The sequence below is a fragment of the Commensalibacter sp. M0268 genome, assembly GCF_016101925.1.
GTDB lineage: Bacteria > Pseudomonadota > Alphaproteobacteria > Acetobacterales > Acetobacteraceae > Commensalibacter > Commensalibacter melissae.
On record NZ_JACFPQ010000003.1, the window covers coordinates 214,812 to 227,222 of the forward strand.

A 12,411-nucleotide genomic window follows, 5' to 3' on the forward strand; every position below is an offset into this window, starting at 1 on the left:
TTACCAATGAAAATTAGAGCTCAAATTGGCATGGTGTTGAATCTGGATAAATGCATAGGATGCCATACTTGTTCCGTGACATGTAAAAATGTATGGACCAGTCGAGATGGTGTTGAATATGCATGGTTCAATAACGTTGAATCAAAACCAGGGGTTGGATATCCCAAGGAATGGGAAAACCAGGATAAATACAATGGTGGATGGGTTTTAAAAGGTGGCAAGTTGCGTCCCCGTCAGGGTGGCAAGTTGCACATTATGGCAAATATATTTGCCAATCCCAATCTTCCGCAAATTGATGATTATTATGAACCCTTTACATATGATTATGAACGTTTGCAAAATTCTCCGGATGTAAAAACCCCCCCTGTTGCCCGACCAGTTTCGGTCCTAACCGGACAAAAAATGGAAAAAATAAATTGGGGACCAAACTGGGAGGATGATCTTGGTGGAGAGTTTTCAAAGCGTGCAAAAGACAAGCTTTTTGATGGTATTCAAAAGGATATGCTGTCAACTTTTGAAAATACATTTCTTATGTATTTACCAAGATTGTGCGAGCATTGTTTAAATCCAGCCTGTGTTGCAAGTTGTCCTTCAGGTTCAATTTATAAACGTGAGGATGACGGTATTGTCCTGATAGATCAGGATAAATGTCGCGGCTGGAGGATGTGTGTCTCGGGCTGTCCCTATAAAAAGATATATTTTAACTGGGTTTCTGGTAAAGCAGAAAAATGTATATTCTGTTATCCACGTATTGAAGGTGGACAGCCAACCGTTTGTTCCGAAACATGTGTAGGGCGTATTCGTTACCTGGGTGTTTTACTTTATGATGCAGATAAAATTAAAGAGGCTGCATCTACGGAAGATACCCAGGATTTGTATGAATCCCAACTTGATGTTTTTTTAGATCCCAATGATCCGGCAATTATTGCGGAAGCTCTTAAACAGGGTATACCCCAAAGCTGGCTGGATGCGGCAAGAAATTCACCGGTCTATAAAATGGCAGTAGAATGGAAAGTTGCTTTCCCTCTGCATCCAGAATACCGCACCTTACCAATGGTTTGGTATATTCCACCTTTATCGCCTATTCAGTCTGCAGTAGCGAATGGCATGATTGGCAAGAATGGAATTATTCCTGGTATTAAGGATTTACGTATTCCAATTCGCTATTTGGCTAATTTGCTTACGGCGGGGAAAGAAGAACCCATTATTAATGCCTTGGAAAACATGATCGCGATGCGTCGTTATATGCGTAGCAAGTCTGTTGATCAATGTCCTGATCGTTCTGTCTTGAAAGATACGGCTTTGACTGAAGTCCAGATTGAAGAAATGTATCAGATTATGGCGATTGCGAATTATGAAGATCGTTTTGTCATTCCATCATCTCACAAGGAAATGGTTGAAAACGCATTCCAGGATAAGGCTTCCTGTGGATTTACTTTCGGGAATGGATGCTCTGACGGGGTGAATAAGGCAAGTCTTTTTGGCAAAAAGGTTTCTCCAATTATCTTTCACGACGCTGTAGAGGATCGTGAACAGAACAAGGCAAAAGAAAGCAATAGCTGATGGAAATTTTTAAGATACTTTCAGTTTTATTATGTTATCCAGAGCAAGAATTGGTTGATGCACTCCCTTCAATTTTGGGACGTTTAAAAACGCTTGAGAATGAATGGAGCTTGCTTTCTCCCTTATTGGAACATTTGCAAGAAAAAGATTTGATTGACTTGCAAGAAGAGTATGTTTCACTTTTTGATCGTAATCCATCATGTTCATTGCATTTATTTGAGCATATTCACGGTGAGGACCGTCTAAGGGGGCAAGCCCTGGTCAATCTCATGTCAGAATATAAGGCAAACGGTTATGATATTTCAGTAATTGATGAATTACCAGATTATTTGCCTTTATTTTTAGAGTTTTTATCTGTCTGTAATGAAGGTGAAGCAAAGGATTTACTGGCGGCATCAATTGACGTGATTGATTACATCGGATCAAAATTGCGGGAAAGTCAGTCTGTCTATGCGGGTATTTTCACTTTACTTGTCAATTATTCTTCTGTTCAACCTCAACCTTTAAAAGTTCCCCCAGTTAAAGATATGGAGGAGGCAATGGAGAAATTTGGCCCAAATATTGAGGGAGTTGAACCTCTTTTACAAACGAATGCCTGTAATCTCTGTTCTGTAGACAATAAAAATAAAGGGGCAAGTCATGCATTATCTCGATAAATTTATTTTTGGAATTTATCCGTATATCGTATTAACAATTTTTGTTGTTGGATGCTTGGTACGTTTTGAACGTGAACAATATTCATGGAAAAGTGATTCCAGCCAGATTTTATATCGTGGACAATTAAGATTTGGAAATATCTGTTTTCATATTGGTATTTTAGGTCTGTTTTTTGGGCATCTTTTCGGTCTTTTAACACCCATCTGGGTTTGGGATACACTGGGAGTTACCCATTCAGCAAAACAGATTTTCGCCATGATGGCTGGCGGCATCATGGGCAGTATCTGTTTGGTTGGGATTTTGATCCTTATTCACAGAAGATTTGTTTCAGCCCGTATATTGGCAAATAGTACCTGGCGTGATAAATTGTTGTTGGTCTGGTTATTATTGACTTTGCTACTTGGTTTATCAACAATTTTTGTTTCGGCTCAGCATACGGACGGTCATGAAATGGTTCAACTTATGACATGGGTGCAGCATACAATTACCTTTCAAGGTGATGCCGTGGCCTATATCATGAATGCGTCACCAATCTTCAAATTCCATCTTTTTATGGGAATGACGGTATTTGCTATTTTCCCATTTACCCGTTTGGTTCATGTATTTAGTGGCTTTGCCATGGTCAGTTATGTAACTCGACGCTGGCAGTTGGTAAGACCACGTTCATGAACGTGAAGATGTGAACTGATGAAAAATCCCAAAATACTGGAATTAAGATTGCTTAAACTATTGGCTGTTGTTCTGGCTTGTTTTGGATTTTTTCATTCCGTTCAGGCAAAAGAGATTGTTGTTTCTGCGGCGGCTAGTTTAAGCGATGCTTTTAAAGATATAGCTAAAATTTATGAAACATCGCACCCTCAGGATAAAATTTTATTTAATTTTGGTTCTTCGGGCAGTCTGTTAAATCAAATAGCACAGGGTGCCCCGGTTGATCTTTTTGCATGTGCCGATGAAAGCACAATGGATATGGCAGAGCAAAAAGGATTGATTTTTCCTGGATCAAGACAGGATTTTATTAATAATTATTTGGTTCTTGTGACTTTTATTCATAGCAAGTTACAGATACGTGAACTGGCAGATTTAGATAAACCCTCGATTAAGTGGATCGCGTTGGGACAAGTTGTAACTGTTCCAGCGGGTCGTTATACAAAACATGCATTGCAGGCTGCAGGTTTATGGCATAAATTACAAGATAAATTCATTCCTGCGCAAAATGTCCGTCAGGTTCTGGATTATGTTGTCCGTAATGAAGTGGATGTCGGTTTTGTTTATGAAAGTGATGCAAAACTTTTTTCAGATAAAGTTAAAATACTTTATCGGCTTCCTTTGCCAAAACTCGTTCAATATCCAGTTGCCTTGGTTAAAAATACTCAAAACCCAAATCAGGCTAAGGCATTCATGGACCTGTTATTTTCAGTTAAAGGTCAGAGAATTTTTAGACAATACGGTTTTGCTGTTCGGTAATTGTTCATGGGAATAAATTTTACTTGGCCGGCTCTTTTTCTATCCTTGAAAATTGCCGTTTTCGCAGTCGCGATCAATATGTTTCTGGCAATACCTGCAGGATATTTTATTGCTCGATATCGTTTTTATGGTAAGGAATTTTTAGATATTGTCTTTACATTGCCAATGGTTATGCCGCCGACTGTATTGGGATACTATTTGTTAGTATTGTTTGGACAGCATGGTTGGATAGGACAAATATTGGGAAAATATTTTCATCTTAGTCTTATATTTACGTGGCAGGGGGCTGTTTTAGCCGCTATTGTCGTGACTTTTCCTTTGATATTCAAACCCGCCAGAAGTGCCTTTGAATCAATCAATCCTTGTTATGAACAGGCTGCACGGGTATTGACTATTTCTGATATGGCGATTTTTTTCCGTATAACCTTACCTTTGGCTTGGCGTGGTATTATGGCAGGTTTATTACTGGCATTTACCAGAGCTTTGGGTGAATTTGGTGCAACCCTGATGATTGCCGGAAATATTCCCGGAAAAACGCAAACCCTATCTTTGGCAATTTATGAAGCCGTTGAGGCGGGACACGATCATGTCGCAAATATATCCGTCTTGATTTTATCCGCTGTTTGCATTTTTGTTTTATTTATGGCTAAACGGCTGAATATTACGCATAATTCAATTTATTGATCATGATATTTCAAATAAACCTCAAGAAATTAATGAAAAATCATCATCATATGTTTCAGCTCAATGTTGATTTTTATTCTCAAAATCGTTCAGTGGTGATATTTGGTCCATCTGGATCTGGAAAAACAACATTGCTTAAAATAATAGCGGGATTAAATTCACCAGATTGCGGGTTGATAAAAATTGATAATAAAATCTTTTTTGATCAGAAACGTAAAATCAATCTGGCCCCCCAGGAGAGGAAACTTGCTTATCTTTTCCAAGGTTATAGTCTTTTTCCGCATTTAACAGTCAAACAGAATATTTCCTTCTCACTTGTCAAGGGAATATTTAATCCCCGTGTCAGTCAGGATTTTGCAATTGTTAAGGACTGGATGAATCGCTTGGAAATCCTGAACTATGCTGAATATTATCCATATCAATTGTCGGGGGGGCAACAACAGCGGGTTGCATTGGCCAGAGCATTGGTTGCGCAACCCGATTTGTTGTTACTAGATGAACCGTTTTCAATGCTTGATAGTCGCTTGCGACGCAAATTGCGGTATGAAATAAGAGATATTCAACAACGGTTACAATGCTTGATGATGGTTATATCGCACGATGATGAGGATGTAGAGTGTTTTGGTGAGGATATCTTACATTTGGGAAAAAATAGTAATTATTAGATGAATTAATAAATAATAGTCTGATTGTATTTTATCTATAATGATTTTTTAGAAATATTTAAGTCTTTTTTTTGATTTTTAAACACATATATAAAATTCATAACTACAAAGTCTTTATTGCAATTATGACGTGGCCGAGCTTCTGATGCTGATTGATAAATTTGGTAGAACAATTGATTATTTAAGAATTTCTGTTACGGATCGCTGTAATTTAAGATGTTCTTATTGTATTCCGAAAGGATTTAATGATTTTGAAACTCCAGACCATTGGCTCACTTTTGATGAATTAATGCGTGTTGTTCGTGCGTTTGTAAGATTAGGTGCAAAACGTTTTCGCTTGACTGGTGGTGAACCGTTGGTTCGCAAAAACCTAACAGATCTGGTGCATCGAATTAAAAAAATTGATGAGGTGGAGGATTTATCCATTACAACGAATGGAACCTTGCTGACATCCCATGCCAAATTATTGTTTGAGGCTGGCTTAGATCGTTTGAACATAAGTCTTGACTCCTTGAATCGTAAAAATATAGAGGATATTACAGGTCTGGATTGTCTAGAGCAGGTTATGGAGGGTCTGCGAACAGCAAAACAACTCGGTTTTCATAAAATAAAGATTAACATGGTTGTATTGCCAGACAAGAATATGGCAGAAATTGAACGAATGCTCGAATTTTGTATTGAACACGGGTTTATTCTGTGTTTGATTGAAGTCATGCCAATGGGAAAAACCGGGCAAAATATGACAACTGTCTCGCTACAACCCATTATACAAGGATTAAGGAAACATTACGATTTGCGTTCAACGATGAAGATAATAGGAAATGGTCCGGCGCGTTACTGGGAAACAGCAACAGGTAATGTATGTCTTGGATTAATTACACCGTTATCACAGCATTTTTGTGCGACATGCAATCGGGTTAGATTGTCGGTTGATGGAACCCTTTATATGTGTTTGGGACAGGATAACAGCTTTGCGTTAAGGCCGTTATTAAGAAATCATTGTAGTGATAAAGAACTGGATCAGGCCATTCAAGAAGCGATAGAATTAAAGCCAAAAGAACATGATTTTTTAAAACAGCCCAATAAAATTATGCGTATTATGTCAAAGACAGGAGGATAGGTTGACAGTCCTATTTTTTAGGTAAAAAAGCTTTTACGACTTTTTCATCTGTTTCAATCCTGGGTCCACCAATTACATCGATACACATTGGAACCGCGGCAAATACTCCATGTATAAGAACCTTGCCATTTTGATCTTTTACCCCTTCCAACGTTTCACGAATGGCATTCGGACGTCCGGGCAGGTTTAGTATCAGGCTTTTTTTACGGATTACGCCCACTTGTCGTGACAGAATGGCGGTTGGCACGAAATATAAACTGACTTGACGCATTTGCTCACCAAAACCGGGCATAACTTTATCTGCGATGGCCAGAGTTGCATCAGGTGTCACATCTCGGATGTAAGGGCCTGTACCGCCCGTGGTTAAAACAAGGGGACAATCTTGATGATCGACCAGATCGATTAATGTTTTTTCAATCAGATCCTGTTCATCAGGAATTAAATGCTCAATATATTGTTTTTCGTTAAGAACCGCTTTATCCAGCCAATTTTTCAAGGCAGGTAAACCTTTATCTTCATATATACCCTGACTGGCTCTATCACTGACAGAAACCAAACCAATTTTTATTGCTGTCATTTTATATTTTCCTATCAATAAAGTCTAAAGAGAATAGTCAAGTGGATAAATTTTTATAAAGTCTCCTTTATGAACAGGGGTATTTTCCGGAATTTCTGCCAATCCATTTGCCTGGGAAAATGTTGCCAACATGGCAGAACCCTGATTATTTAAAAGACTAACATGAGCAGGTGATTGAGAATAATCAACCCGCACCCGTAAAAACTCCCGTCTTGCTTGGGTTTTCCTTTTTTCAAATTGGGCTTGAGCAAGAATAGTTTTTGGCAGGCAATTCTGTAATGTTTCGCCGGCAAGATGTCGTAAAGCGGGAATAACAAGTTGTTGAAAGGTGACGAGGGTGCTGACAGGATTACCGGGTAACATAAAGAATATTTTGCTATTGATTTGTCCCCAGGCAAAAGGTTTGCCGGGTTTAATGGCAAGTTTCCAGAAAATGAGTTGGCCAAGCTGTTGTAAGGCGGCATGAACGTGATCCTCTTCACCAACCGAAACTCCACCAGATGAGATAATGATGTCTGCTTCTTTACCGGCTTTTTTTAATGCGATTTCAGTTTTATCCCGATTATCGGGAAGAATGCCTGCATCAATGACATGATGTCTGGTTTTTTGAAGCCAGGTTATCAAAAGATAACGGTTTGCATCAAAAATCTTGCCAGAAGATAGAGGCTGACCTGGGTTGATCAATTCATTTCCTGTGGAATAAACCCAAATGGTTAAAGGTTTATATATTTTGACATTTTGATAGCCTTGACTTGCCAGTAAGGCAACACTTGCGGGCGTAAGCCTATGGCCTTGTGTAAGCAGTATATCACCTTTTTTTAGTTCTTCCCCTTGATAGCGTATATTTTGTCCTTTTTTGATCTGCGAGGTAAGAGTTAGGGTGTTGTTTTCAATTTTTGTATTTTCTTGCTGGATTACAGCGCTGGTTCCGGGGGGAATTGGAGCTCCGGTAAAAATTCGGGCGGCTTCACCAGTTTGAAGGGTGGCATTGGACAGGGGATCTCCTGCTGCAATCCGGTTTGTAATTTGCCATTCAGAACATTGACAAGGATCACCACCCAGAGCATAGCCATCCATGGCACTATTGCTGAAAAAAGGTGTGTCATATTGAACATAAATATTTTCAGCAAGAACTAGATGATTTGCCTTTAAAAGGGGATAATCTTCTATAGGTTGTTTAATAGAGGTTCTTTGCAGAAGTTCTTCAAGGGCCTCATCATAGTTTTTTAGCATGGTGCCTGCCTTGTTGATAACGGGTTAATGTGTCAAGGTCGTTAATATTGGTAAATTCATGTTCATCATGAAAATTCACTTTTATATTTGGGTGTGCAGATATCCATGATTTAAGGCTATAATGCTGATGATTTAAATGATTGGCAAGATAGTCATTCGTACAGGGTTTGCATAAGAGGATACTTGGATGAATCTGTTTTGGTGTCGCTGCGTACGCAATTAGCAAGTCTGGATTTGATATCAATGCGTGATAAAGTGAGGAAACTAGATTTGCGGGTAAAAAGGGAGTGTCGCAGGGAACAACCAATATGTAATCTGTATGAGCGGGAATAAAGGAATAAAGACTGACAATGCCAGCCAGGGGACCTTTTCCTTTCCATTGGGGGAGATCCTGGTAGACTGGAAAACCAAAAGATTGATAAGTTTCAATATGATTGTTTGCGCTTATCAAAATGTTTTGAACATGCGGTTGAATACGTTGGATAACATGATTGACAAGGGGATGACTATTAAGAGAAAGTAATCCTTTGTTTTGACGTCCTACACGCCGACCTTCCCCACCTGCCAGAATAAAGGCGGCAATATTTTTATCATTCATGACTGGACCATCGTTCTTTTTCTTTTAAATCGTATGATTTAGCCCTGACCCATCTTGACTGTCCGTTTCTAAAAAATTCTTTTTTCCAGAATGGAGCTTCTGATTTTAAATAATCCATTATGAATTCAGCAGATTCAAATGCAGCCTTTCTATGACTGGCCGCTGTCAGAACCAAAACGATTTCTTCTCCTACCCGTAAATTCCCCACGCGGTGTATAACCTGACAACCCTGTATATCCCATCGTTTTTTTGCCAAATGAATTATTCGTTCAATTTCTTGTTCAGTTACAGACGGAAAATGTTCAAGATAAAGATAATCAAGCGGTTCTTTTTCATCAAACCCCCTGACGATACCGGTAAAGCTGACAATTGCACCACAATTGAAAATGTGAATCTTTTTTCGGAATTCCTCTTGTGAAAAAGGTTGGGTCTGTATTTTGACAGAGAACAATTCAACCTCCTGTAACAGGAGGTAGAATGGCAACTTCATCATCAGGATGAAGGGGAGTGGGTTGATAGATAATGCGTTGATTAATGGCCAGGCGGAAAATGTTTTCTTCTGCCAAGGCGTCCGACCAAGAGGCATTGCGGCTTCTTAAAAAATTGAGTAAATCTTGTGAATTACCTTTGTCCCAGGTAATTTCTTCCTCTTCAATTTGTAAAATATCTTTAAGAAAACCAAAATAACGGATTTTTATCATATTATATATATAGCATCTGCTAGAATGAGTTTAAAGATTAATATAGGAAGAATATCATGAGTAAATTGACGCATTTTGATGAGTCTGGGCAAGCTCACATGGTTGATGTCGCAAATAAGAAAATTTCGAAAAGAACTGCCATGGCTGGGGGGTCAATCCAGATGTCTCAGGAAGCTTTTGAACTTTTGAAAAAAGGAAACAGTCATAAGGGTGACATATTAGGTATAGCAAGAATTGCCGCCATACAGGGCAGCAAACAGACTTCAAATTTGATCCCTTTATGTCATCCATTATCGCTAAATCATCTAAAAGTGGAATTTGAATTGGATGAACGCAAACATATTGTGCATATGCGGGTTACTGTTGACACAGAGGGCAAAACAGGAGTTGAAATGGAAGCGTTGACAGGGGTTTCTGTCGGATTGTTAACTGTTTATGATATGCTTAAAGCGGTAGATAAAAGAATGGTCATGCATAATATTCATCTTGTTTCTAAAAAAGGTGGGAAAAGCGGCGAATTTAATTTTTAAATTTTATAAGGAAAGTTCAGTCTAATTACTGAATTCATCTTGTATTTTTGATCACTTCTTGATAAAAGTTCTGTGTGGGGCGCATAGCTCAGTTGGTAGAGCAGCTGACTCTTAATCAGCGGGCCCAAGGTTCGAACCCTTGTGCGCCCACCATTTTCTTGATACAGAAATTTTTATTTATCAAATATAATGTTGAGAAATATGCATTTTTAAGTTAAAAGCCCCATATTATGAGCTTAAAATTCATGTTTTTGAATTTTGGTTATTTAAATAATAAAAAAATTAATGAGCATTAAACAATATTATAATATTTAATAAGAATATTATTCATAATAATGCAGGATTTATTATTGTGTTATAGTTTTCTTTTTATATTTTATAACAAAAAGGATTTGGGAAATAACCAGTAATACAGATGAAATTAGGGTGGCTGGTCCAATCCCCTGTATCCCCCATTTTTGAATAAAAATAATCAACATTGGTATATAAATGAAACTGTTTATTCCACGAGAAATGGATGCCCCTTTGGTATTTCCTGTTGTGATTAAAATGGGTTCCAAAGAAATCCCCCATAGGATAACTGCTTTTGCACCAGCCAACCAATATAGTAAATGAAGGGTTTCAGGTGTGGTGGATTTATGAAGTAATAATGAAATGATATATGGTGCAATATAAGGTAGAATGAGAAAAATAACGGAAATGATACCGCCGGTTAAAAGAGTGATTTGCAAGGCCATTTTATAAAGGTGCGATGGTTTGCTGCCCTGCCATGAGCGGGTCATTTCTGGATATAATGTAGATTGTAGCATAATGACAGGTTTTGCAATCGCTTCTGAAATTTTATTGGCAATCGAATAGCGTGCATTTTGAACAGTACCAAGCATACTTCCAATAATTTGAGCGGTTATATGGGCGGAAACAAGGGAAAAAGTCATGTTTATATTGGTATTCCAGGCAAATTTCCATATCCCGGGTAAATCTTTGGTAAGCCCATCATTAATACGATTGAAAAATCCTTTTAAAAAACCTTGCTTGTAAAGTTGGTACAAAGCGGTGACCAAAATAGTAATGAAATTCATGAAAGTGGCAAAAGTCCAGACAATAACTGCTCCCAACATACCACCATGAATAAGGGTAAGAAAAGCGATGCCCAAGAACCGAACTGTTGTTGTTGTTGTCCCTTGAATGGCCAGTAAATCATAACGGTTCAATAATAATAAAACGCCATTGGCTGTTGCACTTGTCGTAAATAAAACAGAAAAACTGAAAATGATACCCAGATAATGCCATTCAGGTGGCCACCCCAAAATATTGCTGAAATTTATGGCAATCAGAACACTGACGACCAAGGCAAAGGTAGCACTGCATGCATCAAGTAAAAAAGAAAATCGCAACACTCGTTGAAAAAGGGGAAGATCTTTATTTTGATAGGGTTTAAGACCGTAATGCAAGACAGTCTGCCATGATTGAAATTCTGCCACATCGCCCACAAGCTGGCCAAAAGCGTATATAAGAACCAGAAAACCGTATCCTTTATCGCCAATGAGTCGGGTTGTTAAATAAATTTGGGCTAAACCAAGAGGAACATTGATGATCTTTCCGCTTAATAATTTTAATACGTTATATCCTGACCGCCTTAAACTGCCTCTGTAGGAAGGGATTTTATTCTTTGGCACTCTTTATTCCATAGTTTCAAGTAAACAGATTTTGTTATTTTCAGTTTTTCAGGGCATTAAAGAGATAATGCCTTAGCAATTTTTTTTAAGTTAAAATATATAGTAATTTTTTTTAGAAAAATAAAAGGCTAAATCATATCATTTACCGTAATAATATGCCAATGTTCACGTGTTTTTTCTATCAGAGTAATGGAAAGGTTATAAATGGCAAAGGATAATGCTGAATTAACCGGGATTTTTGAGGCATAGGCAAGGGCAGCCCGAATAGCCCCGCCATGAGATATGACAATAATATCTTTATTTGTGTATATTCTGCTAAATTCCTCCATTTTGCAACTGACTCTTTGATGGACATCATTCATGTTTTCACCTTTGGGTGGAGTTTCTTCGGCTGAGAAGGGCCAAAAAGGATGCGCAGAAAATTTTCGGTGTTTTTCAACTGTAACATGTGATAGACCCTGCCAGGCTCCAAGATTCTGTTCCAGAAAAGCATTTTCGATTTGTAAATTCTCAGATCCATAACCCGCCTTTTGAATTTGTAAGGCCGTATCTCTTGTACGGGACAGGCTGGTAATGAACCAAAGTTGTGTCTTGGGTAATTTCTTGGCCAGAAACTGATAGTATGTTTGTTGTTTTTTTAAATGTGTAGGACAGATTGGAACATCTTTAGTGCCATAAAGATAAGAACGGTCCTTTTCATTAACAATTGCATGACGAATAAACCAGAAACGTGTCGTATCACCAATAGAATCAGGATGGTCTATGAAACTAAAATTATTGTTAGACATAAGCAATGATATACTTTATATAGTCAAAAAATATGGGTATTTATATCATAAATTGCAAATTGGTTTGATTTAATTATTATAAATTTTTAAGATATTTTGAAGATATTCAATAAATTTATAATATAAAATACAAAAAAATTATTTAAGGTACATTA

15 protein-coding genes and 1 tRNA gene are annotated in these 12,411 nt (G+C 37.9%); 9 read left to right on the forward strand and 7 right to left on the reverse strand.

All coding sequences use genetic code 11. The features are described 5' to 3' along the window. The first annotated feature begins 6 nt into the window (after positions 1-6). From narH to moaA, 7 genes are all read left to right on the forward strand, one after another. The gene (gene narH / locus H3R28_RS06495) at positions 7-1,563 is read left to right on the forward strand and encodes a nitrate reductase subunit beta (protein ID WP_198210292.1); all 1,557 of its coding nucleotides are present in this window, start codon (positions 7-9) and stop codon (positions 1,561-1,563) included. Then, positions 1,563-2,219: a nitrate reductase molybdenum cofactor assembly chaperone gene (gene narJ, locus H3R28_RS06500; protein WP_198210294.1), complete on the forward strand. Its 657-nt coding sequence runs from the start codon at positions 1,563-1,565 to the stop codon at positions 2,217-2,219. The genes narH and narJ overlap by 1 nt, the downstream gene beginning before the upstream one ends. Then, complete coding sequence (gene narI / locus H3R28_RS06505) at positions 2,203-2,889, forward strand: respiratory nitrate reductase subunit gamma (protein ID WP_110439144.1); 687 nt, start codon at positions 2,203-2,205, stop codon at positions 2,887-2,889. Before narJ ends, narI begins: the two co-directional genes overlap by 17 nt. An 18-nt stretch (positions 2,890-2,907) precedes the next feature. Continuing rightward, positions 2,908-3,684 (forward strand): molybdate ABC transporter substrate-binding protein, encoded by a 777-nt coding sequence (gene modA, locus H3R28_RS06510; RefSeq protein WP_198210297.1) that lies wholly within the window; start codon positions 2,908-2,910, stop codon positions 3,682-3,684. A gap of 6 nt (positions 3,685-3,690) precedes the next feature. Beyond that, on the forward strand, positions 3,691-4,368 hold the full coding sequence (gene modB, locus H3R28_RS06515) for a molybdate ABC transporter permease subunit (RefSeq protein ID WP_198210305.1): 678 nt from the start codon (positions 3,691-3,693) through the stop codon (positions 4,366-4,368). Between the two features lie 32 nt (positions 4,369-4,400). Then, positions 4,401-5,033, forward strand: a complete 633-nt coding sequence (locus H3R28_RS06520; protein WP_232351252.1) for an ABC transporter ATP-binding protein — start codon at positions 4,401-4,403, stop codon at positions 5,031-5,033. 130 nt (positions 5,034-5,163) lie between these two features. Next, positions 5,164-6,153, forward strand: coding sequence for a GTP 3',8-cyclase MoaA (gene moaA, locus H3R28_RS06525; protein WP_370552831.1), 990 nt, complete (start codon positions 5,164-5,166; stop codon positions 6,151-6,153). A gap of 10 nt (positions 6,154-6,163) precedes the next feature. Here the strand turns inward: moaA and mog are convergent, their stop codons facing one another. From mog to H3R28_RS06550, 5 genes are read right to left on the reverse strand one after another with little or no spacing between them, the layout of a single operon-like run. Then, the gene (gene mog, locus H3R28_RS06530) at positions 6,164-6,730 is read right to left on the reverse strand and encodes a molybdopterin adenylyltransferase (RefSeq protein WP_198210309.1); all 567 of its coding nucleotides are present in this window, start codon (positions 6,728-6,730) and stop codon (positions 6,164-6,166) included. A 24-nt stretch (positions 6,731-6,754) separates the two neighbouring features. Next, complete coding sequence (gene glp / locus H3R28_RS06535; RefSeq protein ID WP_198210310.1) at positions 6,755-7,963, reverse strand: gephyrin-like molybdotransferase Glp; 1,209 nt, start codon at positions 7,961-7,963, stop codon at positions 6,755-6,757. After that, a complete protein-coding gene (gene mobA / locus H3R28_RS06540) occupies positions 7,947-8,561 on the reverse strand; it encodes a molybdenum cofactor guanylyltransferase MobA (RefSeq protein WP_198210312.1) in 615 nt (204 codons plus the stop codon). The genes glp and mobA overlap by 17 nt, the downstream gene beginning before the upstream one ends. Next, positions 8,554-9,012 (reverse strand): molybdenum cofactor biosynthesis protein MoaE, encoded by a 459-nt coding sequence (locus H3R28_RS06545; RefSeq protein WP_155566063.1) that lies wholly within the window; start codon positions 9,010-9,012, stop codon positions 8,554-8,556. Before H3R28_RS06545 ends, mobA begins: the two co-directional genes overlap by 8 nt. A gap of 1 nt (position 9,013) precedes the next feature. Next, positions 9,014-9,262, reverse strand: a complete 249-nt coding sequence (locus tag H3R28_RS06550; protein WP_155566062.1) for a MoaD/ThiS family protein — start codon at positions 9,260-9,262, stop codon at positions 9,014-9,016. 56 nt (positions 9,263-9,318) lie between these two features. Between H3R28_RS06550 and moaC the strand changes: the two genes are divergently transcribed. Beyond that, complete coding sequence (moaC, locus tag H3R28_RS06555) at positions 9,319-9,792, forward strand: cyclic pyranopterin monophosphate synthase MoaC (protein WP_198210314.1); 474 nt, start codon at positions 9,319-9,321, stop codon at positions 9,790-9,792. Between the two features lie 77 nt (positions 9,793-9,869). Next, positions 9,870-9,945, forward strand: a tRNA-Lys gene (locus H3R28_RS06560). A 194-nt stretch (positions 9,946-10,139) separates the two neighbouring features. Here H3R28_RS06560 and H3R28_RS06565 read toward each other — a convergent pair. After that, a complete protein-coding gene (locus tag H3R28_RS06565; protein WP_110439134.1) occupies positions 10,140-11,468 on the reverse strand; it encodes a lipopolysaccharide biosynthesis protein in 1,329 nt (442 codons plus the stop codon). 128 nt (positions 11,469-11,596) lie between these two features. Then, the gene (locus H3R28_RS06570; protein ID WP_122124140.1) at positions 11,597-12,256 is read right to left on the reverse strand and encodes a histidine phosphatase family protein; all 660 of its coding nucleotides are present in this window, start codon (positions 12,254-12,256) and stop codon (positions 11,597-11,599) included. Between the last annotated feature and the right edge of the window lie 155 nt (positions 12,257-12,411).

Bases quoted from the DNA above. Each gene is read 5' to 3' on its own strand.
- narH (WP_198210292.1), top strand. From the start codon at position 7: ATGAAAATTAGAGCTCAAATTGGCATGGTGTTGAATCTGGATAAATGC.
- narJ (WP_198210294.1), top strand. From the start codon at position 1,563: ATGGAAATTTTTAAGATACTTTCAGTTTTATTATGTTATCCAGAGCAA.
- narI (WP_110439144.1), top strand. From the start codon at position 2,203: ATGCATTATCTCGATAAATTTATTTTTGGAATTTATCCGTATATCGTA.
- modA (WP_198210297.1), top strand. From the start codon at position 2,908: ATGAAAAATCCCAAAATACTGGAATTAAGATTGCTTAAACTATTGGCT.
- modB (WP_198210305.1), top strand. From the start codon at position 3,691: ATGGGAATAAATTTTACTTGGCCGGCTCTTTTTCTATCCTTGAAAATT.
- H3R28_RS06520 (WP_232351252.1), top strand. From the start codon at position 4,401: ATGAAAAATCATCATCATATGTTTCAGCTCAATGTTGATTTTTATTCT.
- mog (WP_198210309.1), bottom strand. From the start codon at position 6,730: ATGACAGCAATAAAAATTGGTTTGGTTTCTGTCAGTGATAGAGCCAGT.
- glp (WP_198210310.1), bottom strand. From the start codon at position 7,963: ATGCTAAAAAACTATGATGAGGCCCTTGAAGAACTTCTGCAAAGAACC.
- mobA (WP_198210312.1), bottom strand. From the start codon at position 8,561: ATGAATGATAAAAATATTGCCGCCTTTATTCTGGCAGGTGGGGAAGGT.
- H3R28_RS06550 (WP_155566062.1), bottom strand. From the start codon at position 9,262: ATGATAAAAATCCGTTATTTTGGTTTTCTTAAAGATATTTTACAAATT.
- moaC (WP_198210314.1), top strand. From the start codon at position 9,319: ATGAGTAAATTGACGCATTTTGATGAGTCTGGGCAAGCTCACATGGTT.
- H3R28_RS06570 (WP_122124140.1), bottom strand. From the start codon at position 12,256: ATGTCTAACAATAATTTTAGTTTCATAGACCATCCTGATTCTATTGGT.